The 21298-nt window shown below is 70.3% G+C and carries 19 protein-coding genes and 4 tRNA genes; 21 read left to right on the top strand and 2 right to left on the bottom strand.

What is annotated here, in order from left to right:
* Nucleotides 1-595 precede the first annotated feature (595 nt).
* Entirely contained in the window at nucleotides 596-2053 is a 1458-nt protein-coding gene (locus tag VE326_03385) for an NFACT RNA binding domain-containing protein (GenBank protein ID HYJ32237.1), read from the bottom strand.
* Complete coding sequence (locus VE326_03380; protein ID HYJ32236.1) at nucleotides 2050-3801, bottom strand: tetratricopeptide repeat protein; 1752 nt, start codon at nucleotides 3799-3801, stop codon at nucleotides 2050-2052. Before VE326_03380 ends, VE326_03385 begins: the two co-directional genes overlap by 4 nt.
* Before the next feature lie 122 nt (nucleotides 3802-3923).
* Here VE326_03380 and VE326_03375 point away from each other — a divergent pair, with 122 nt between their 5' ends.
* From VE326_03375 to VE326_03275, 21 genes are all read left to right on the top strand, one after another.
* A complete protein-coding gene (locus VE326_03375) occupies nucleotides 3924-4808 on the top strand; it encodes a YicC/YloC family endoribonuclease (GenBank protein ID HYJ32235.1) in 885 nt (294 codons plus the stop codon).
* Nucleotides 4801-5427 carry a guanylate kinase gene (gene gmk / locus VE326_03370; GenBank protein ID HYJ32234.1) on the top strand — a complete coding sequence of 209 codons (627 nt, stop codon included), beginning with the start codon at nucleotides 4801-4803 and terminating at the stop codon, nucleotides 5425-5427. The genes VE326_03375 and gmk overlap by 8 nt, the downstream gene beginning before the upstream one ends.
* A 40-nt stretch (nucleotides 5428-5467) precedes the next feature.
* Entirely contained in the window at nucleotides 5468-5716 is a 249-nt protein-coding gene (gene rpoZ / locus VE326_03365) for a DNA-directed RNA polymerase subunit omega (protein ID HYJ32233.1), read from the top strand.
* A 4-nt stretch (nucleotides 5717-5720) separates the two neighbouring features.
* The gene (gene coaBC, locus VE326_03360; GenBank protein ID HYJ32232.1) at nucleotides 5721-6986 is read left to right on the top strand and encodes a bifunctional phosphopantothenoylcysteine decarboxylase/phosphopantothenate--cysteine ligase CoaBC; all 1266 of its coding nucleotides are present in this window, start codon (nucleotides 5721-5723) and stop codon (nucleotides 6984-6986) included.
* A 13-nt stretch (nucleotides 6987-6999) separates the two neighbouring features.
* A complete protein-coding gene (locus VE326_03355; GenBank protein HYJ32231.1) occupies nucleotides 7000-7800 on the top strand; it encodes a uracil-DNA glycosylase in 801 nt (266 codons plus the stop codon).
* Nucleotides 7801-7846: 46 nt separating this feature from the next.
* On the top strand, nucleotides 7847-9214 hold the full coding sequence (dnaB, locus tag VE326_03350; protein ID HYJ32230.1) for a replicative DNA helicase: 1368 nt from the start codon (nucleotides 7847-7849) through the stop codon (nucleotides 9212-9214).
* Between the two features lie 42 nt (nucleotides 9215-9256).
* Nucleotides 9257-10057, top strand: a complete 801-nt coding sequence (locus VE326_03345) for an ABC transporter permease (protein ID HYJ32229.1) — start codon at nucleotides 9257-9259, stop codon at nucleotides 10055-10057.
* 4 nt (nucleotides 10058-10061) lie between these two features.
* Nucleotides 10062-10856, top strand: a complete 795-nt coding sequence (locus VE326_03340) for an ABC transporter ATP-binding protein (protein ID HYJ32228.1) — start codon at nucleotides 10062-10064, stop codon at nucleotides 10854-10856.
* 10 nt (nucleotides 10857-10866) lie between these two features.
* Nucleotides 10867-11766: an MlaD family protein gene (locus VE326_03335; GenBank protein ID HYJ32227.1), complete on the top strand. Its 900-nt coding sequence runs from the start codon at nucleotides 10867-10869 to the stop codon at nucleotides 11764-11766.
* 26 nt (nucleotides 11767-11792) lie between these two features.
* Nucleotides 11793-13211, top strand: coding sequence for a DNA repair protein RadA (radA, locus tag VE326_03330; GenBank protein ID HYJ32226.1), 1419 nt, complete (start codon nucleotides 11793-11795; stop codon nucleotides 13209-13211).
* A gap of 7 nt (nucleotides 13212-13218) precedes the next feature.
* Entirely contained in the window at nucleotides 13219-13917 is a 699-nt protein-coding gene (ispD, locus tag VE326_03325) for a 2-C-methyl-D-erythritol 4-phosphate cytidylyltransferase (GenBank protein HYJ32225.1), read from the top strand.
* A gap of 1 nt (nucleotide 13918) precedes the next feature.
* A complete protein-coding gene (gene ispF, locus VE326_03320; GenBank protein ID HYJ32224.1) occupies nucleotides 13919-14410 on the top strand; it encodes a 2-C-methyl-D-erythritol 2,4-cyclodiphosphate synthase in 492 nt (163 codons plus the stop codon).
* 25 nt (nucleotides 14411-14435) lie between these two features.
* On the top strand, nucleotides 14436-15521 hold the full coding sequence (locus tag VE326_03315; protein HYJ32223.1) for a D-alanine--D-alanine ligase: 1086 nt from the start codon (nucleotides 14436-14438) through the stop codon (nucleotides 15519-15521).
* A 16-nt stretch (nucleotides 15522-15537) separates the two neighbouring features.
* On the top strand, nucleotides 15538-16455 hold the full coding sequence (locus VE326_03310) for a mechanosensitive ion channel family protein (protein HYJ32222.1): 918 nt from the start codon (nucleotides 15538-15540) through the stop codon (nucleotides 16453-16455).
* A 19-nt stretch (nucleotides 16456-16474) separates the two neighbouring features.
* The gene (cysS, locus tag VE326_03305; GenBank protein HYJ32221.1) at nucleotides 16475-17917 is read left to right on the top strand and encodes a cysteine--tRNA ligase; all 1443 of its coding nucleotides are present in this window, start codon (nucleotides 16475-16477) and stop codon (nucleotides 17915-17917) included.
* A 70-nt stretch (nucleotides 17918-17987) separates the two neighbouring features.
* Nucleotides 17988-20063 (top strand): ATP-binding protein, encoded by a 2076-nt coding sequence (locus VE326_03300; protein HYJ32220.1) that lies wholly within the window; start codon nucleotides 17988-17990, stop codon nucleotides 20061-20063.
* Nucleotides 20064-20195: 132 nt separating this feature from the next.
* Nucleotides 20196-20270 (top strand) — tRNA-Thr (locus VE326_03295).
* Between the two features lie 22 nt (nucleotides 20271-20292).
* Nucleotides 20293-20374: transfer RNA gene (locus VE326_03290), tRNA-Tyr, on the top strand.
* A 57-nt stretch (nucleotides 20375-20431) separates the two neighbouring features.
* Nucleotides 20432-20507: transfer RNA gene (locus tag VE326_03285), tRNA-Gly, on the top strand.
* Between the two features lie 453 nt (nucleotides 20508-20960).
* A tRNA-Thr gene (locus VE326_03280) sits at nucleotides 20961-21036 on the top strand.
* A 122-nt stretch (nucleotides 21037-21158) separates the two neighbouring features.
* The coding region (locus VE326_03275) for a GTP-binding protein (protein HYJ32219.1) at nucleotides 21159-21298 on the top strand (140 nt) is incomplete at its 3' end.

Genomic DNA, 21298 nt, shown 5'->3' with positions numbered 1-21298 from the left:
AGCCCCTCCCGACCGCCTCTACCTCAGTCCTTCGATACCGCCGCCAACGCGCTCCCCACGCTGGGAGTTCCGCGCGCTGCGGCGCGCGGGACATGTGACATTCAGGTCCCAAACCCCCCTCCACCGTGACATACCCACACGGCCCTTGAACCCCAGCGACTTACCCAATTGGCCACCTGTCAAAGTGTGACATTCATGTCCCACCGGGCCTCCCCGCAGGTCCGCGCCGATACCCCGCATCGTGCCGCGACACTCCTCGAACTCACATGGTTGGAACCACTTTCAAATCTATCGAGGAAAGAACGTGGATCGACGAAGGGGGGGCACGGCGAATGCTTTTACGTACGCCGTCGGGTCGAGGCAGAGCGCAACATGATCCGGCCAAGACATCGTGTATATGGGTCGCGGAAGATGGGGAGCTCTCAGGAGATTGCCATGGCCAGGGCAAACCCATCGTTCTCCTAGTCCAATTGGACATAAAGGCTCCTAGCTAGATTGACACTATCTGGGTGCCCCGTCTGTCCGCGACCCCGGTTCCTTTCCGTAAACGGGTCCCCCCCGTCCTTGCTCCGCATCTCGCTCGACACCTCGACGCTTACTCCGACTCCGTGCCGGCATCGCCCTCGGGCAGCCGCGGGCGAACGAGCAGTTCCCGCTCCCGCGAGCACAGCGCCTGTCCCGGCTTGCCGCGGCGCGGCCTGGTCACGAACTTTCGCTCGGTGTAGATCACGGGGACCCGCGTCAGCTTGCGCGCTTTGCTGAAGTAGGCCGCGATGGAAGCGGCCTCCTCGAGCGTTCTCGGCTTGGGGGTCGCGTTCCGCGACGGCCGGCGCAGGATCACGTGGGAACCCGGCACCCCGACGACGTGCAGCCAGTAGTCGTGGGGGTTCGATAAACGGTGGGTGATCTGGTCGTTCTGGGTGTTGTTGCGTCCCACCCAGACCTCCCACCCGTCGGACGTGGTGAACGTCCTCGGCCCGATCGGATGGTGCGCCCCTGACGGTCGGCCAGGACGTCCCGCGCGGGGCGCCATGGCGGTCCGTCGACCCAGATGGATCTCCCTCTGGTCGCCCCGCAAACGGTAACCGGAAACACCCGCCTCGCGATGGAAGGCCTCGATCGCATCGAGCGCCTCCTTCGCCGGGCGGTCCAGGAGAACGCGGCGGAGGTCGGCGATTCGCGCCAGCCCCTCGCGCGCGGCTCGGAGCCTTGCCTCGATTCGCTCCGCTCCGCGCTCGCCTCGCTTCGCGGCCCGAAAGAGCCGCGCCGCGTTCTCGTGAGGGGAGAGCGAAGGATCGAGCGCGATCTCGATCCGGGAGCCTGGCGAGTCCGCGTATGGATCGGGGAGTCCGACGCGGCTCGCCCCCCTCCGAATCTCGTGCAGGTGGGCGAGCAGGATCTCGGCCTTGCGCCGGTCCAGAATCCGCTCGCTCGAACGGCTTCGGTCCCCCTCCAACGCCTCGACGCGCCGGGCCAGCGAGTGCTCGGCGCGATCGAGGCTTTTCGTCGCCTCGCGAAGGAAATCCTCCCGGAAGTCCCGTCCGATCCGTTCGCGAAGCGCCTCCCGGCCGGCCGTCCCCTCGACGACCCGGATCCGCGGCGGTTGAAAGCCGGGAGGCGGAGCCTGCGGCCCGGCCTCTTCCGCGGCTTCGGTCTCGTCGCGATGGAGCGCCCAGAGCACGGTGGACTCGGGAACGGAGCGGAGGACCACGTTCGCGCGCTTCGCTCCCGCGCCGACCGTGAGCTCGGCGGTCGCGGCGCCGTCGGGCTCCGGCGCGAGAACCAGTCTCAATCCGTCCGGCCCGATTGCCGCATCCCGGATCGCCAGGCCCCGCACCGGGATCTCGAGGCCGCCGAAGCGCGAGCCGCGGGGATCGGCCGCGACCGGCAGATCGGGCGCGAGCGCCAGCGAGGCCTCCTTCCGGTCCACGTGCACCCAGAGATAGGACCGGGGCGTTTCTCCGCGCGCGAAGGCGAGGGCGAAGGCTCTGGGGGCCAGCGGGACCACGCCGGTGATCCTGCGTCCCCGCAGCGCCTCGTCGAGGCGGGTCACTTCCGTCCCGCCCGCTCGGCGGTCAGGCGGGTGAAATTGTTCCGCGCATCCGGATAGGAGGCGTCGAGCGCCATGGCACGCCGGTAGTGCTCCAGCGCCTCGTCCAGCTTCCCCTGGCGCTCGAGCACCGCGCCGAGGTTGTTCTCGGCCTGCGGAAAGTTCGGCATGCGCTGAAGCGAGGCGCGATAGGCGGCGGCCGCCGAGTCGGGGCGGTCGATCCGCACGTACAGGTTCCCGAGCGCGTAGAGGCCCGGCCCGTAGTTCGGGGCGACGCGGTTCAGGAGCCGGATATGGGCGAACGCGGAGTCGCTCTGCCCCATCTCGTCCTCGGCGGCCCCCAGGTTGAGAAGGAGATCGGGAGTCGAGGGGTGGAGCACGTACGCGCGCCGGTAGTGGTAGATGGCGCGTGGCAGATCCCGCTTCCCGTAGTAGTAGCCGCCCAGGATCGCGTGCACGTGCGGCGACTCGGGAGAATCGCGCAGCATCGAGAGAAAGAGCGTGCCGTCGGTTCTCCAGAGCGCGACGCGCGGGAGAAGCAGGACCAGGAACGCGAGCGACACCGCGCCGCACGCGGCGAGGTACCCCCGCTGCGCGCCCCGTTCCGGAAGGACCCCGGGAAGGAGCGCGACCGCGAGCGCGAGCCCGGCGCTCGGCACGAAGAGGAAGCGCTCGGCCACGATCGCCCCCGAAAGAAGGCGGACGTAACAGAGAGGAAGCAGGGTCGCCGCGTAGAGCGCGAGCGGGATCAGCCAGGGAGAGCGCCGCCGCGCGGCGCGCACGATTCCCCAAGCGATCCCGGCGAGAACGGCGATGCCCGCGAGGAAGACCAGGTCGGGCGCGTGGGTCTCCACGATCTCGTGGCGGGCCGACAGCGCGACCGGAGCGAGGAGGAGGGGCAGGTAGCGCGCGACCACCGCGACGCTCGTCAAGAGCTGGGGGACCGTTCCCTCCACCGGCGCGATGCTCGGAAGGGGCGTGGCGGGCAGCACGGCGAAGCGGCACGCGAGGTAGATTGCCGCGGCGGCGGCCACGGGAACCGCCGCCCGCGCGGCATCGCCCCAGCGCATCTTCCGGTCGCGCACCCAGAGGGCCACCGGGATCAGCGGTGCCGCGAAGAGGCCGATCTCCTTGGCGAAGAGGCTCGGCAGGAGGAGCAGCGCCGCCGGCGCGAGCTTCCACCAGGGTCCGCGGATGGCGGGCCCGAAGCGGACCGCCGCCCAGAACGCGGCGAAGAGGAAGAGCCCGCCCAGGAGGTCGGTCCGCCCCGAGATGAACGCGACGCTCTCGGGATGCGTCGGGTGCAGCGCGTAGATCACCGCGCCTGCCGCGGCCGCGACCGGGCGCCCGCTGAGCTCCGACGCGAAGAGCCAGAGGAAGAGACAGGCGGCGGCGTAGAGGATCACGTTCGTGCGATGGAAGGCGCGCGGGTCTCCCGGCGAAGCGGCCCAGTCCGCGGCCAGGCTGTAGAGCGTCGCGGGGCGGAAGTAGGTCCGCCTCAGCGAGACGTCGTTCAGGAGCGAGTCGAAGGGGAGCTTCCAGAGGCGCGCCACGTCGCTCCAGCCGTGGATCGAGAGGTGCGTGCCGACCGTGTAGTGGTCGTCCCACACGAAGTCGAAGTCGAGCGTGCGCAGGTAGGGGAGGACCGCTGCCGCGAGCACTGCCAGGGCGAGCGCCGCCGACCGCAGCGGTGAGCGGATAGCGCCCTGCCGCTTCGGAGGTTGCGTCCTGGCGGATGCGGGCGGCGTCATGGGCGGCACGTTAGGGAGCGGATCGCGGCACGGTCAAGCCCTCGCTTCGTTGACCTTCGGGCCGCCGAGGGGTAGAGTACCCGCCTACCACGGGGGACGGTACCACCACGATGGTCCGAAGCATGACCGGTTACGGCCGGGGTGAGGCCCTGACCGACGGCCTCCGTCTCGCGGCCGAAGTCCGATCCGTAAACCACCGATTCTGCGAAGTTTCGGCGCGTCTGCCCCGCGCCTTCTCCGTGTTCGAGGGGGAGGCCCGGAAGATCGTCCAGGACCACGTCTCGAGGGGCAAGCTGACCCTCGTCGTCTCCTGGGAAGGGGGCGACGAATCGGGCGAGCCGGGGGGCGCCCTCACCCTGGACGAGCGCGCGGCGGAGCGCTATGTCGAGCTGCTCCGGCGGGCGCAGTCCCGGTTCGGGCTCGAGGGTACGATCGATCTCCGCACGTTTGCATCGTTGCCCAACGTCTTCACCTGGGAAGAGGCGGGGCGGTCGTCGGAGTTCTACCTGGAGCTCCTGCGCGACGTCGTCGAGAAGGCGACCCGCGACCTGATCCGCATGAAGGAGACCGAGGGAGAGGCGCTGAAGCGGGACCTGGTCGCGCGCGCCGGGCTCGTCCGCAGCCGCGTGGCGCGGATCCGCGAGCGCGCCCCCGAGCGCGTCCGGGAGACCCACGAGCGCATGAAGGAGCGCGTCCGGGCGCTCCTCGCCGGGGTCGGCGAGGCGGAGATCCCCGAGGACCGGCTCCTCATGGAGATCGCCCTTCTCTCGGACCGGCTCGACTGCACCGAGGAGTGCGTTCGGCTCGAAGCGCACTGCGATCACTTCCTCAAGTTCCTGGAGGAAGAGTCGGCGCCGGGGCGGAAGCTCAACTTCCTGCTCCAGGAGATGAACCGGGAGATCAACACGATCGGCAGCAAGTCGAACGACGTGGGCATCGTGGAGCAGGTGGTCGAGGTCAAGGAGGAGCTCGAGCGCATCCGCGAGCAGGTCCAGAACATTGAGTGACCCGGAAGCGTTCCTGACCGACGCGTACCAGCGGTTCGTGGTCGTCGTGTCGGGGCCCTCGGGCGCCGGGAAGAGTTCGTTCGTGAAGACGCTCCTGGAGCAGGGGCCCGACCTGGTCTACTCGGTGTCGGCGACCACGCGCCCGCGGCGCCCGCACGAGGTCGAGGGGCGCGACTACTTCTTCCTGCCGCAGGACGAGTTCCGGCGGCGGGTGGAGGCGGGAGAGTTCGTGGAGCACGCCCGCGTCCACGGCGAGTGGTACGGGACGCTCCGCTCGCAGATCGACGACGCCCTCCGCCGGGGCAAGAACGTGCTCCTGGACATCGACGTGCAGGGGGGGAAGGCGGTCCGGAACGTCTATCCGGACGGGGTGTTCATCTTCATCCTGCCTCCGTCGATGGAGGCCCTGGAAGCGCGCCTTCGCCGGCGCGCCACCGATGCCGAGGAGCGGATCCGCCTGCGGCTGGAGAACGCGCGGCGCGAGATCCCGACGGTCAAGGAATACGACTATTCGATCGTGAACGACGACTTCGAGACCGCATCCCGCCGGGCGGTCGCGATCGTCTGGGCCGAGCGGTGCCGGACCCGGCGTCGCGAAGCGGTCACGGCGGGCTCGTAGCGGGGCCCGGGCCGCGTTACTCTTTTCGCAGGAGGATTCCATGGACAACCAGGCCAACGTGCTCCGATCCAGCAATATCCCCAACAAGTACGAGCTCATCATCGTGGCCGCGCGCGAGGCGCGCCGGCTGAACGAGCTCTCGCGGCAGACCGGACTGAACGTCGGCGGCAAGGTGACCAACGTCGCCCTGGAGGAAGCGCTCAAGGGAAACGTGCTGTACCGCTATGCCGACGTGCCCGACGACGACGAGGTGAAGGAAGAATCGCCGGCGATGCCGTCGGAGGAGTGACGTCGTGGCGGAGTCCGGGCCGGTTCTGACCAGCGCGCGCGTGCTCCTCGGCGTGACCGGGGGCATTGCCGCCTACAAGGCTCCCGAGCTGGTGCGCGCCCTCACGGCGCGGGGAGCCCGGGTCTCGGTCCTGCTCACGAAGAACGCCCGCCGCTTCGTCACCGTGGACGCCCTGCGCGCCGTGACCCGCGGGCCGGTCCTCTGCGGGCTCTTCGAGAAGGAGGCGCTCGGCTCGGGCCCCTGGTTCGAGGACGCGCCCCCTTCGCCGCTCGGCATGGCCCACATCGGCATGGCGCGCGAGGCCGACCTGGTTCTCGTCGCCCCCGCCACGGCCAACGTGATCGCGAAGGCGGCGCTGGGACTGGCCGACGATCTCCTCTCCACGGCGCTCCTCGCCACCCGCGCGCCGCTGCTCTTGGCCCCCGCGATGAACACGGCGATGTGGGAGCACCCCGCGGTGCAGGCGAACGTCGGCGCGCTGGCCGCCCGCGGGGCCTTGATCGTGGGGCCCGAGAGCGGCGAGCTGGCGGACGGCGAGCGCGGCATGGGACGGATGGCCCCCATCGACGCGATCGTCGAAGCGGCCGCGGCCGCGCTCGCGCGCCCTTCGCGCGACGGCGGTCCCCTGGGGGGACGCGTTCTCGTCGTGACGGCGGGGGGAACCGAAGAGCCGATCGATCCCGTTCGCGTGATCACGAATCGCTCGAGCGGGAAGATGGGGATCGCCATCGCGGACGAGGCGCGCCGGCAGGGCGCGCGGGTGCGCCTGATCACGGCGCGGACCTCCGAGGCGATGCCCTTCGGCGTGGAGCGCGTGCAGGCGACCACGGCCGCGGCGATGAAGGACGCGGTGCTGGCGGCGATGCCGGAAGCGGACGCCCTGATCATGGCGGCGGCCGTGAGCGATTTCGCGCCGGCCGCGGCCACGGCGGAGAAGATCCCCCGCGGCAACGGGGGGCTCACCCTGGACCTTCGTCCCACGGAGGACATCCTGGCACTCGTGCGCCAGCGGTTCCCCACGAAGCACCTGGTGGGGTTCGCCCTGGAGACGCACGACGAGACGGCGCGCGGGCGGGAGAAGATGAAGCGGAAAGGGCTCGACCTGGTCGCCATCAACAACCCCCTCCGTCCGGGGGCGGCGTTCGGATCGGACCAGAACGACGTGACGCTGATCGGAACGGACGGCGAGCCCGAGGCCCTCGGGCTCCGTCCCAAGCAGGAGGTGGCGCGCGCGATCCTGGCGCGCGTGGCGACGGCGCTGGCGCGCTGAGGAGGGTGTGGCGGTGGAGGCGAGGGAGGAGCTCCGGGACCTGGTGCGGGAAGCGCGCGTCCTGATCGCGCGCGAGCGTTCGCGCGGCCGCGCGCGGATCGCGGCCACCCCGATCCCTGAGGTCACTCCGATTCCGCCGGCCGACCCTCGACCCGCCGCCGGGCCCATCGCCGCGGCCGCCTTGATTTCCACGGCCGCCCCGCAGGCTCCGGACGAGGATCGCGGGCGGGCGCTCTCCGAGCTCGCCGCCGCCGTCGCCGCCTGCCGCGCCTGCTCCCTCTGCAGCACCCGCACGCAGACCGTCTTCGCCGACGGCGATCCCGCGGCGCGCCTTCTCTTCGTCGGCGAAGCTCCGGGCCGGGACGAGGACGCGCAGGGGCTTCCCTTCGTGGGCCGTGCGGGGCAGCTCCTCAACAAGATGATCGCGGCGATCGACCTGAAGCGCGAAGCGGTCTACATCTGCAACGTGCTCAAGTGCCGCCCTCCCGACAACCGCGTCCCCGCTCCCGACGAAGTGGAGCGCTGCCGCCCGTTCCTCGAGCGGCAGATCGCGCTGGTGAAGCCGGCCCTGATCTGCGCGCTCGGGCTCTCCGCGACGCAGGCGCTGCTCCAGACCAAGTCGTCGATGGCCTCGATGCGCGGGAAGACGTTCGCGTTCCGGGGCGTTCCGGTGATCCCGACGTACCATCCCGCGGCACTCCTCCGGAACCCTGGCCTGAAGCGCGAGGCGTGGGCGGATCTCCAGCGCGTGCGCGATTTCCTGCGCGACCCGGGCGCCCCCGCCGCGACGCAGGGAGGAAACCATGGCGACTGATCCCCGGCGCGCGTTCGGAGGCGCCGCACCCGTCCCCGCGCTGAGAGTGGAGGGGTCGCGCGTCCCGCCCCAGGCGGAGGAGGCCGAGAAGGCGATCCTCGGCTCGATGCTCCTCTCCCGGGACGCCGTGGGCCACGCCGTCGAGATCGTGCGGAACAAGGACGCTTTCTACGTCCCGCGCCACCGCGAGATCTGGACCGCGATGATGGCGCTCTACGAGAAGAATGCCGCGATCGACCTGGTCACGGTGTCGGAGGAGCTGCGCAAGCGGAACCAGCTGGAGGCGTGCGGCGGCTACAGCTATCTCACGTCGCTCGATCAGAACGTCGCCTCGCCGGGGCACGTCGAGCACTACTGCAAGGTCGTCCTCGACAAGTGGACGCTTCGCCGGCTGCTCGAGGCGGGGCACACGATCTCGGACGAAGCGTTCGCCGAGACCGAGGAGGTGGAGAGCCTGCTCGACCGCTCCGAGCAGCGGATCTTCGAGATCGCCAACGACCAGCTCCGCCAGGGCTTCGTGCCGATGAACCGGCTGGTGCTGGCCGCGTTCGAGGCCATCGACGAGTACCGCAAGCGGAAGGTCCACGTGACCGGGATCCCGAGCGGGTACGCCGATCTCGACGAGATGACCGCCGGATTCCAGCGGGCCGACCTCGTCGTGATCGCCGGGCGCCCCTCGATGGGAAAGACCTCGTTCGCGCTCAACATCGCCGAGAACGTCGCGGTGGGCACGCGCGGGAAGCCGGGCCCGGGCGTGGCGATCTTCAGCCTGGAGATGTCGAAGGAATCGCTGGTGCAGCGCCTCCTCTGCTCCATGGCGCGCGTCGACATCCACAAGATCCGCCGCGGGTACGCGAGCTACGACGAATACAAGCGGCTCCAGAACGCGGCGGCGCAGCTCCACCAGGCGCCGATCTTCATCGACGACAGTCCCTCGCTCGGCATCCTCGAGATGAAGGCCAAGGCGCGCCGCCTGGCCGCCGCCGGCGACCTCGGGATCATCTTCGTGGACTACATGCAGATGGTCCGCGGCCCGTCGCGGGCCGAGAACCGCCAGCAGGAGATGTCCGCGATCTCGCGCTCGCTCAAGATCATGGCGAAGGAGTTGAACGTTCCCGTGGTCGCCCTCTCGCAGCTCTCGCGCGCCGTCGAGATGCGGGGCGGCGACAAGCGCCCCATGCTGTCCGATCTCCGCGAGTCGGGGGCGATCGAGCAGGACGCCGACGTGGTGCTCTTCGTCTACCGCCACGACATCTACGAGTCCGACCCCGAGAAGAAGGACGGCAAGGCGGAGATCATCATCGCCAAGCAGCGCAACGGCCCGACCGGAAGCGTGGACCTGGCCTTCCTCGGCGAGTGCACCCGCTTCGATTCGCTGCGGAACGTGCCCGAGCCGCGCGGCCCCCATGCCTAGCCCGTCGCGCCCGCGCGCGCGCGGCGGAGTCCACGCATCGCCTTGACCGAGCCCGTCGAGACGCCGGAGACCACCTGGCCGGAGCGCGTCGCCATGGGGTGGCTGGGGGACGTCGGCGAGGTCTTCATCCTGGTCGGCAAGGTCCACCGGCAGATCCCGGCCGCGCTGATGCGCCCCGGACTGATCATCGATCAGATGGCGCACATCGGGGTGGGCTCGATGCCCCTCACCGTCATCGTCGCCCTCTTCACGGGAGCGGTGACCGCGGTGCAGGCGCTCTACCAGATGCGCGACTACGTGCCGATGCTCTACCTGGGCACCGTGATCGGAAAGTCGGTCGTGATCGAGCTGGGACCGGTCCTCACCGCGCTCGTCGTGGGCGGGCGGGTCGGCGCCTCCATCGCGGCCGAGCTGGGCACCATGCGCGTCACGGAGCAGGTGGACGCCATGGAGACGATGGGCATCAGCCCCACCCGCTTCCTGGTGGCGCCGCGCTTCCTGGCCGCCGTCCTCATGCTCCCCGCCCTCACCATCTTCGCCGACATCGTGGCGATCTTCGGCGGGTGGCTCGTCGCCGTCCTCACGATGGGCGTCTCCTCGCACACCTTCGTGAGCGGCTTGAGGCTCTTCTTCCAGATCCAGGACGTCTTCTCCGGGCTCATCAAGTCGTTCGCGTTCGGAGGCATCATCGCGATGATGGGGTGCTACTTCGGACTGAAGAGCGAGGGCGGCGCCGAGGGGGTGGGCGTGGCGACGACCCACGCCGTCGTGGCCTCCTGTCTCCTCATCCTGATCGTGGACTACCTGCTCGCGTCCTTCCTCTTCCGGGTGATCTTTGCCTGAACGGATGCCGGAAGCGAGGATGGACCGGGCGGCGGAGGCGCGGACGGACCCCGCGATCGAGTTCCAGGACGTCTGGAAGCGGCTCGGCCGCAAGGAGGTTCTCCGCGGCCTGAATCTCGAGGTGCGCCGCGGCGAATGCATGGTCATCATCGGCCGGAGCGGCACCGGAAAGTCGGTGCTCCTGAAGCACGTCGTCGGGTTGCTCGCGCCCGACCGGGGGCACGTCTGCGTGAACGGGATGGAGGTGGAGCACCTCCGCGAGAAGGATCTGCTCGAGCTGCGGCGCGGAATGGGGATGCTCTTCCAGGGGGGCGCCCTCTTCGACTCGATGAGCGTCGGCGAGAACGTGGGGCTCCCGCTCCGGGAGCACACGCCGATGCCCCAGACGCAGATCGACATCGTCGTCTCGGAGAAGCTCGCGCTGGTGGGGCTGGAAGGGAGCGAGGGGATGCGCCCCTCCAACCTGAGCGGCGGGATGAAGAAGCGCGCGGCGCTGGCGCGCTCCCTGGTCCTGAACCCCAAGATCATGCTCTACGACGAGCCCACGACGGGGCTCGATCCGATCACGTCCGATCTGATCAACCAGCTCATCCGGCGCCTGCAGCAGCGCCTGGGCATGACCTCGATCGCCGTGACGCACGACATGCGAAGCGCCTATCATATCGCCGACCGCATCGCCATGCTGCACGAGGGGCGGATCCACGCCATGGGGACGCCGGACGAGATCCAGGCGACCACCGACCCGGCGCTGCGCCAGTTCATCGAGGGGTCGTCGGAAGGGCCCCTTCTTCCCACATGACGAGGGCCGGATGACGCAGCCGTCGCGCAGGAACGCGGTGCAGGTCGGGATCATGGGGCTGGCCGCCCTGGTGCTGCTGCTCGTAGGCGTGATCTGGATCAAGGAATACCGGCTGGGCGAGAAGAAGATGACCTACACGGCCCGGTTCCAGGAGGTCGGCAACCTGGCCGAGGGCGATCCGGTGAACGTGCGCGGCGTGCGGAAGGGCGCCGTCACCGACGTCAAGCTGGAGGACCAGGCGGTGCGCGTCGAGCTGGAGCTGGACCGCGACGTCGTCCTCCATCCGGACGCCTCGCTCCGGATCGCGAACATCGGGTTCATGGGGGAGAAGTTCCTCGCCCTCGAGCCCGGGACGGCGCCGGGGCGCTACGACCACACGAAGCCGATCCCCGGCCGGTTCCAGTCGGGCGTCCCGGAGGTCATCTCCGGCGCGGGCGACCTCCTGATCGAGGCGACCGAGCTCTCCTCGCGGCTCAACGTGATGCTCGACGCGATCGATCCCGCGACCGTGGAGCGCACCTCGAAGAACATGGAGCGCGCCTCCGGCTCGCTCAATTCGGCGCTCGGCGACAACCGCCAGGATCTGCGCCAGGCGATCCTCGACTTCAAGGCGGCGGCGCACGACCTGCGCGCGATCGCGTCCCAGAACAAGGACCAGGTGAACACGTCGCTCCAGAACTTCGACAGCGCCTCGCGCAAGCTCTCCGGCCTGGCCGACCAGCTCTCGTCGACCGCGGCCTCGCTCCAGCGCGTCGCGGCGAAGGTGGAGTCGAACCAGGGTTCGGTGGGCCGCGCCATCGCCGACACGACCCTGTACGTCGAGATGCGCGAGACGGTCCGGAACACGAACGAGCTGGTGAAGGACATCCGGAAGAATCCGAAGCGCTACCTCAAGATCGGGCTCTTCTGACATGGCGCGGTCGGGCCGGAGCGATCGTGGCGCGTAAGGAAACGTCGAGGGCGCGCGCGGCGGCGGGGCCCTTCTTCTGCGCCGAGTGCGGGAACGAGAGCCCGAAGTGGTTCGGGAAGTGCCCGCACTGCGGGGCGTGGAACAGCGCCGCCGAGGCGCCGGCCGCGGGGCCGCGCCGCTCGGCGGGCGCGGCACGGCGCGCCGGGGGATACTCCGGCGTCGCGGCGTCGCCTCCCGTGCGGCTCGAGGCGATCGAGTCGGGCGCCGAGGACCGCTGGCGCACGGGCATCGCCGAGCTGGACCGCGTGCTGGGCGGCGGGCTGGTCCCGGGCTCCCTCGTCCTGATCGGCGGCGACCCCGGGATCGGAAAGTCCACACTCGCGCTGGAGATGGCGGCCGCGCTGGGCGCTTCGGGCCGGTCGGTCCTCTACGTCTCGGGCGAGGAGTCCCCGCGGCAGACGCGCATGCGCGCCGAGCGGACCGCGCTGCTCGGCCGGTCGGAGAATCTCTGGATCCACGCCGAGGTCGATCTCGAGGCGATCGAGGCCGAGGTGGATCGCCTGAGTCCCGCCCTTCTCGTCGTGGACTCCGTGCAGACCCTCTCCCTCGCCACGCTCGACGCGGCGCCGGGGAGCGTTTCCCAGGTGCGGGAGTGCGGGCTCCGCCTCCTGCGCCTCGCCAAGGAGCGCGGCCTTCCGGTGCTCCTGATCGGCCACGTCACCAAGGACGGCTCGGTCGCGGGACCGCGCACCCTCGAGCACATGGTGGACGCGGTGTTGTATCTCGAGGGGGACCCGCATCACGGCTACCGCATCCTGAGCGCGGCCAAGAATCGGTTCGGGTCCACCCACGAGATCGGCGTCTTCGAGATGCGGGGCGACGGGCTGATCGAGGTCACGAACCCCTCGGAGCGGCTCCTGCGCGAGCGCGGGGAACCGGTCCCCGGCTCCGCGGTGGTCGCGTCGATCGAGGGGACGCGGCCGCTTCTGGTCGAAGTCCAGGCGCTGGTCGCGCCCACCCACTTCGCCAATCCGCAGCGCGTGGCGCAGGGGGTGGATCCGAAGCGGCTCGCCGTCGTGATCGCCGTGCTCGAGAAGCGCGCGCGCCTCTCGCTCGCCGGCGCCGACGTGTTCGTGAACGTGGCCGGCGGGATCCGCCTCGACGAGCCCGCCGCCGATCTCGGCCTGGCGCTCGCGCTCGCCTCGTCGTTCCGCGACCGGCCCCTTCCTCCCGACCGCGTGATGATCGGCGAGGTGGGCCTGGGCGGCGAGCTGCGTCCGGTGCCGCAGCTTTCCCGGCGGCTGGCCGAGGCCGCGCGCCTCGGCTTCCGCTCGGCGATCGTGCCGAAGCGCTCCCTGGACGCGGCCGACGCGCCGCCCGCGGGGATCGCGCTCCTTCCGTCCGCCACCGTGGCCGAGGCCATCGAGCGGACGCTGGCACCCTGAGGCGCGCGTGGAGCTGGCGGTGATCCTCGCGGGCGCCGGATCGGGGCGCCGCATGGAAGGGCGCGGCCCGAAGCTCCTCCTCGACCTCGCGGGCATGACGCTGCTCGAGCGCGCCGCCGCGCCCTTTCTCGCGCATCCCGCCGTGACCGAGATCGTCGCCGTCGTCCCCGAGGCGCTGCTCGGCCCGGCCCGCGATGCGCTCGCGCGCGTGCCGCGGGAGCGCGTCGTGGGGGCGCGCGCGCTGGCGGGAGGCGCCACGCGCCAGGAGTCGGTGCGGCTGGGGCTGGAGAGCCTCGATCCGCGCGCCGCATACGTCGCGGTGCACGACGTGGCGCGGCCGCTGGCGACCCCGGCGCTGATCGAGCGCGTGTTCGCCGCGGCGCGCGAGCACGGCGCGGCGATCCCGGCGCTCCCGATCCGGGACACCGTGAAGGAGGTGGAAGCGGGCCGCGTGACGCGCTCCGTCCCGCGCGAGCGGCTCGTCGGGGCGCAGACGCCGCAGATTTTTTCGCGTGCTATACTCGCGCGCGCCCACGCCCAGGAACGGACGACTCCCGACGCCACCGACGACGCGGCGCTGGTCGAGGCGCTCGGATTGCCCGTTCACGTGGTCGCGGGCGAGCCGTCCAATCTGAAAATCACGGAACCGACCGATCTGATCGTGGCCATGGCACTCCTCCGTTCGGGATCGAGCGGGGAGGTCTGACGTGGACCGGGAGCTCAGGGTCGGGAACGGCTACGACGTCCATCGCCTGGAGCGCGGCGTGCCGCTGGTTCTGGGCGGCGTGGCGCTCCCGTTCGAAAAGGGCCTTCGCGCCCACTCGGACGGCGATGCGCTCGCGCACGCGATCGGCGACGCCATCTTGGGCGCGCTCGGGCTGGGCGATCTCGGCAGCCATTTTCCCGATACCGATTCCCGGTGGCGCGGGGCCTCCTCGCTCGATCTGCTCGAACGGATCCGCGAGCTTGCGGCATCGCGCGGCGGCCGCGTCGTGAACGTGGACGCCACCGTGATCGCCGAGGCGCCGAAGATCGAGCCCCACGTCGCCGCGATGCGGGACAATCTGGCGCGGGCGCTCGCGATCGGCGCCGACCGCGTGTCGGTCAAGGCCACGACGAACGAGGGGCTCGGCTCCATCGGCCGCGGCGAGGGGATTGCCGCCATGGCCGTGGCGCTGGTCGAGGTCGAACGCTCCTGAGCATCCCCAGGGAGGACCGGACCCCATGAAGGTGGTCGTGCTGCTGGGAGGAAACACCCCCGAGCGCGAGGTCTCGCTCCGGAGCGGCGCGGGCATCGGGCGCGCGCTGCTCGACCTGGGGCACGAGGTCACGCTGCTCGACACCGGCACCGGACGGATCCTGCCCGATCCCGACACGGCGCAGGCCCTCGGCTCGGGGCGCGCGGCGCCGCCTGCCGAGGCCGCCGTGGAATCGCTCGACGATTCCGGGCGGCTTCCCGTTCCCGGCGCGGGCGCGGGCAACCTCGAGATCTACGCCAAGGCGATTCCGCGCGCGGCCGACCTCGTCTTCATCGCGCTCCACGGCGGCGACGGCGAGAACGGCGTGCTGCAGGCCGTGCTCGACCTGGCCCGCATCCCCTACACCGGATCGGGCGTTCTCGCGTCGGCCGTCTCGATGGACAAATCGCTCTCGAAGCGGATCTTCCGCGACGTCGGCATTCCCACGCCCGACTGGATCGAGCTCGAGGCGCCAGCCGACCCCGCCGCGGCCTGGACGCCCGCGATCGGTGACGCGGCGATCGCGAAGCTCGGCGGGTTTCCGCTCATCGTGAAGCCGAACGACCAGGGATCGAGCGTGGGGATCTCCGTGGCGAAGCGCCGCGAGGATCTCCTCCCCGCGATCGAAGAGGCGCGCCGCTACAGCCGCCTGATCCTGGTCGAATCGTTCATCGAGGGGCGCGAGGTGACGGTGGCCGTGCTCGACGAGCGGGCGTTCCCGGTGGTCGAGATCACGCCCGAAGGGGGCTGGTACGACTACCAGCACAAGTACACCGCCGGCGCCAGCCGCTACGAGGTGCCCGCGAAGCTTCCGCCCGCCCTGACCGAGCGCCTGCTCGCGCTGGCGCGCGACTCCTACCGGGCGCTCCGCTGCTCGGGCATCGCGCGCGTCGACTTCCGGCTCGCGGAGGACGGCACCCCCTGGTGCCTCGAGGTGAACACCGTGCCCGGCATGACCGAGACGAGCCTCGTGCCCAAGGCGGCCGGCGCGGCGGGACTCTCCTACCGCGATCTCGTCCGCGCCATCGTGGAATCGGCCCCCGCGCGCTCGGCCGCGCGCTCGGGCGCCTGAGGCCGGCCGCGTCACGGTGAGACCCAGCCCCTTCCGCGCCGACGCGGCCGAAGCGTTCAACTACGCCACGCTCGCGATCAAAGTCGGGCTGATCGCGCTCGGCGCGCTCATCCTGATCCGGGTCGCGGGCCTCCTCGTCCAGCGCCTGGAGAAAGCGATCCGGTCCGCGGGCCGGGGCGACGAGATCTCGCGCGAGAAGCGCGCGCGCACCCTGGGGGGCGTGGTGCGCGGCATCGCGCGGGTCGCCATCATCATCGTCGCGGTGCTGATGGCGGTGCGCGAGCTGGGCCTGGACATCACGCCGGCGCTGGCCGCCGCGGGCGGCTTCGGCGTCGCCGCGGGGCTCGGCGCGCAGTCTTTGGTGCGGGACTGGATCGTCGGCTTCTTCATCATCTATGACAACGAGTACGTCGTGGGCGACGTCGTGCAGGTGGCCGGCGTTGCCGGCACGGTCGAGTCGCTCACGCTGCGCCATACCGAGATCCGGGACGGCGAGGGAGCCCTGCACTTCGTGCCCAACGGCGAGATCAAGGTCGTGACCAACCTGACCAAGGCGTGGTCGTCGCCGATCGTGCGGATCCCGGTCAGCCTGACCGAGGATCCGGCGCGGGTTTCTTCGGTCCTGGAGCGCTACCTGGCCGAGGCCGCGCAGGAGCCGTCCCTGAAGCCGCTCCTCCGCGACGCGCCCCGCGTCCTGGGGATGGAGGACGTCTCGGTCGGGCAGTACACCATGATGCTCCAGGCGCGGACCCTTCCCGAGCACCGCCTCGCGGTGGCGCGCGCCCTTCGCTTCGGCGCGGTCCGGCGCCTTCGCGCCGAGGGGATCACGATCCACTCGATCGCGGCCGAGACGCCCGCGGCCGGCGCAGTGCCCGGATCGGCCGCAAAGCTGCGCGACGCGCGTCTCCACGACGCGGCGGCGGACGGCGCGTGAGCGGAAGCGGGGCGGGGCGATGAGCGGCACCGCGGGAGCGGGGATCCGCGTCTACGACGCGCGCCGCAGGGCCAAGGTTCCGTTCGAGCCGGTCGCGCCGGGGCGCGCCGGGATGTACGTCTGCGGCATGACCGTGCAGGACAAGCCCCACGTCGGCCACATGCGCTACGCCGTCTCCACCGACGCGATCCGCCGCTATCTCGAGTCGAAGGGCTTCGTGGTCACCTACGTCACGAACTTCACCGACATCGACGACCGCATCATCGCGCGCGCGAACGAGGAGGGGGTTCCGCACGGCGAGGTTTCCGAGCGGAACATCCAGGCGTTCCTCCGCTACGGAGAGATGCTCAACCTCGAGCCTGCGACGCACTACCCGCGGGCGACGCGCCACATCCCCGAGATCACGGCGCTCATCGCGCGGCTCATCGAGAAGGGGAACGCCTACGCGTCGAACGGGGACGTCTACTTCGACGTGCGCCGCTGGCCGCGCTACGGCGAGCTGTCGGGGCGGAACGTGGACGAGCTCCGGAGCGGCGTCCGGATCGAGGTGGGCGAGGCGAAGCGCGATCCGCTCGACTTCACGCTCTGGAAGGGCGCGAAGCCGGGAGAGCCGGCCTGGGACAGCCCCTGGGGCCCGGGACGTCCAGGGTGGCACATCGAGTGCTCGGCCATGGCCATGAGGTACCTGGGCGAGGAATTCGACTTCCACGGCGGCGGCCAGGACCTGATCTTCCCGCACCACGAGAACGAGATCGCGCAGTCGGAGGCCGCGACCGGCCGCACCTTCGCGCGCTACTGGATCGAGAACGGCCTCGTGAACCTGGACGGCGCGAAGATGTCCAAGTCGACGAAGCACTTCTTCTCGATCGAGGACGTGGTCGCGCGCGTCGAGCCGGAAGTGGTGCGCTTCTACCTCCAGTCCACGCACTACCGGAGTCCGATCGAATGGAACGAGGAGCGCCTCGAGGAGGCGGGCATCGCCTACGCCCGGCTGCGCGAGGCGCTCGCTCGCGCCGAGCGCGGCGGCGCCGCGGCGCCCGTCCAGGGGCAGGACCTGGACGCGACCCGACTGTTGCAGGAGATCTCCGAGCTGCGCCGCCAGTTCGGCGAGGCGATGGACGACGACTTCAACACCGCGCGCGCGCAGGGGCACCTCTTCGAGATCGCCAAGGCGATCAACCGCGTCGCCGACCAGTCCGACGCCCACCCGCTGGAGCGCGCCGCGCTGCCCGTCGCCGGACGCCACCTCCGGGAGCTGGGGGAGACGATCGGCCTCTTCTGGGGCGCCCCGCCCGCCGAGGAGGCACTCCCCGTCGAGGTGCAAGACCTTGTGCGGCAACGTGTTGAGGCCAGGATGCAGATGCAGTGGGGGCGTGCCGATCAATTGAGAGACCAGATCGCGGCGCTGGGATACGACCTGAAGGACTCCAAGGAGGGGACGAAGGTCCGGCGCCGGACGTAACTCCTTCGAGGGCACGGCGCCGCCCATGCAGCTTCTCCAACGCCCGCGAACACTCAAGGGCGAACTTCAGATGCTGTTCCTCGCCGTGGGCAGCGGCTTCCTCGTCCTCGCCACCATCTTGCTCTATCAGAACGGCCAGGCCGCCCTGCGGCGCCAGCTGGCCAGCACCGCGACCACGGCCGCCGAGACCGCCGCCGCGCTGATCCACGCCGACGACCACCGGCAGATCCGAAGCCCCTCCGACATGAACACGCAGGCCTTCCGCACCATCGTCGAGGACCTGAGCGCGCTCCGGCGCGCGAACCCCTCGATCTACCATCTCTTCACGCTGGCGCCCGTCGGGAGGCTCGGCGCCTGGGGCGTGGTCCTCGACATGGGCGGCGCCGCGCCCATCCGCGAGGAGACCTCGCTTCGGGGCGGCCGCCTGCCGATCGGCTCGCCGCCGCCGGAGACCGTGCCCGCCGAGCTGATCCACGCCGCCATGACCGGCACGGCCTGCCAGATCCTCGACCTCACGAAGCCGGACCTGGCGCGCGTCGTGGCGGTCGCCCCGATCCGCACCGATTCCGGCGAATCGGTCGGGCTGGTCGTCGTGGAGCTGAGCGCGGCGGGACTCATCGCCGAGGCCCACCTCCTCTGGTACGTGACGCTCGGGATCTTCCTCGTGGGGCTGGGCGCGAGCGTCGCCGCCTCGAGCGCCGTCTCGCGCTGGGTCACCCGGCCGGTGGACGAGCTGCTGCGCGGGGTCGGCGAGATCGCGCGTGGCAAGCTCGAGACGCGGATCCAGGTGAGCGCGCGGAACGAGCTGGGGCAGCTGGGGGATGCCATCAACCTCATGGCGCAGAGCCTCGAGGCGTCGCAGTCGCGGAACGCCGCGCAGCAGGCGCGTCTCCGCGATCTCCACCGGCTCGGCTCGCAGACGGCGGCGACCCTGGAGCTCCCGCGCATGCTCGCCGTCGCCGCGCGCGGGCTCCGGGCAATCTGCGGCGGCGACGTCGTCGTGGCGGGCGCCGCGGGGCGACGCGACCGGGCCCTTCGCGTCTGGGCCGTGGAGGGGCGCGCGGTCTCCGCCGAGGAGTGGGAGGTCGCGCTCGAGCCGGTGGAGAAGGTGCTCGGCGCCGAGACCCGCCTACTCACCCGCGCCGAGCTCGCCGCCGCGGGCTTCACCTGCCTCGCGTCCATCCAGGGCGGCTACGCCCTCACCGCGCCCCTTCGGGTGAACGACGAGACGGTGGGCGCGCTGATCGCTTTCGGCGAGGCCGGGCAGTTCCACTCCGACGCCGTCTCCCTCGCCTCCCTCTTCGCGGCGCAGGTGGCGGCGGCGGTCGGGAACGCGCGGCTGTTCGAGCAGGTGCGGGAGCTGGACCGCTCCAAGAGCGAGTTCCTCTCGATCGCCTCGCACGAGGTGCGCACGCCCCTCACCGTGATGAAGTCCTCGCTCGACCTCCTCGTCTCGAGCAGTAAGTTCGACGAGACGAGCGACCAGCGCCAGCTCATCGCCTTCTGCCAGGAATCGGTGGACCGCCTGATCCGCCTGGTGAAGGACATCCTCGACGTCTCGAAGATCGAGGCCGGCGTGCTCTCGGTGCAGTTCCTGCCGACGTCGCTCAACGAGCTGATCGAGAAATGCCTCTTCTGGGTGCCGCAGCTCCCGGGAGGACAGGGGATCGAGGTGGACGCCCGGCTCCCGAAGGAGCCCGCGATGGTCTTCGCCGATCCGAGCCGGATCCAGCAGGTGCTCGAGAACCTGATCTCCAACGCGCTCAAGTTCTCCAGGCCGGGGGGACGCGTCTCGATCGAGCTGCGCGCGCACGAGCATGAATTCGAGGTGATCGTGAGCGACCAGGGGAAGGGGATCGCGCCCGAAGACCTCGAGCGGATCTTCGGGAAGTTCACGCAGGTCGAGGACTCGGCGACCCGCGAGCAGGGAGGCACGGGGCTGGGGCTGGCGATCTGCCGCGGCATCATCGAAGCGCACCGCGGACGGCTCTGGGCGGAGAGCGTGCCCGGCCAGGGAAGCCGCTTCCACTTCACGCTCACGCGCGTGGTGGACACGCCGCTCGGCGACCGGGCCGACGGCGAGATTCCGGTGGGCTCCCTCCTCGCCGCGCTCCGGTCCGAATCGACGACAGCCCGGCGCCGCTGACCTCCCCGGACGCGCCTCGGCGTGGTGCCGGGCCGAGGCCGGCTCCGGCGTCCCCTCCCGCGTTGACCTCCGGAGCCTCTCCCCGTACACTGCGGCCCGGAGACGCGCGCGGGTCGGCGTCCGCCTCCTCTTGCTGGCGTAGCTCAATGGTAGAGCATCTCATTTGTAATGAGGCGGTTGGGGGTTCGAGTCCCTTCGCCAGCTCCAAACGTGAACGATTCGCCGTGCCGGAGGGGTTCCCGAGCGGTCAAAGGGAGCAGACTGTAAATCTGCCGGCTTAGCCTTCGAAGGTTCGAATCCTTCCCCCTCCATTCTTCCAAGGCAGGAGATCGGCGGCGGACGGCCGCAGTCGCAAGCAACGATCCGGGGCGGGAATAGCTCAGTGGCTAGAGCGTCAGCCTTCCAAGCTGAGGGTCGCGGGTTCGAATCCCGTTTCCCGCTCCATATTCCGCCGCCCACAGGCGACGGAACTTGTACCGCCGCCCCGAGGCGGCGAAACCCATGTCCCGCCGCCCGCAGGCGGCGGAACCCCAGTGCTGTCCACACCAATCCCCAAGAGCAAACTCTATAAACCACAGATAGTTAGATGCATTTCCATCATTCTTTCGCCCCAAATCCCCCCTGAAAACTCCCCGAACCCCTCCCGACGGTGCATAAGTCCAAACAATCGAGCACGCAAAAGCGATGGCCCAATCGGCGCAAATTTCCTGTTGACCGCATCTTCGCCCTCGATTACCGTACTCGATTCGTAGTCACCGACGACCTTCTTGAAGTCGGGGGGAAGGCCGATCGGCGTTTTTTGCCTTATGAGAAACAATCAGGCGCCGAAGGGCAGGCGCTCGAGGGAGCGAGCAACGCCCTCTCATCAGCCTGACCCGTGCTGCGCGCCGCACCACCGCCCACGTAGCTCAGTCGGTAGAGCATTTGCATGGTAAGCAAAAGGTCAGCGGTTCGATTCCGCTCGTGGGCTCCATTATCTCGAACGGCGCGCCGACCGCGGCGCTGATCGTCGCAGCATTCGTGTCCTGAGTCCTGATCGCGCCGGGGACGTTCTACCGGAACCGACGTCGTACCCAGAGCGGAGGGTCTGATCGGATGGCGAAGCAGAAGTACGAGCGGACGAAGCCGCACGTGAACGTGGGAACGATCGGTCACGTGGATCACGGGAAGACGACGTTGACGGCGGCGATCACGATGGTGCTGGCGCAGAAGAATCCGAAGATTTCGGTGCGGGA

It is taken from the genome of Candidatus Binatia bacterium, assembly GCA_035631035.1.
In the GTDB taxonomy this organism is placed as follows: domain Bacteria; phylum Eisenbacteria; class RBG-16-71-46; order SZUA-252; family SZUA-252; genus DASQJL01.
This window is presented reverse-complemented; position numbering and strand designations above follow the sequence as displayed.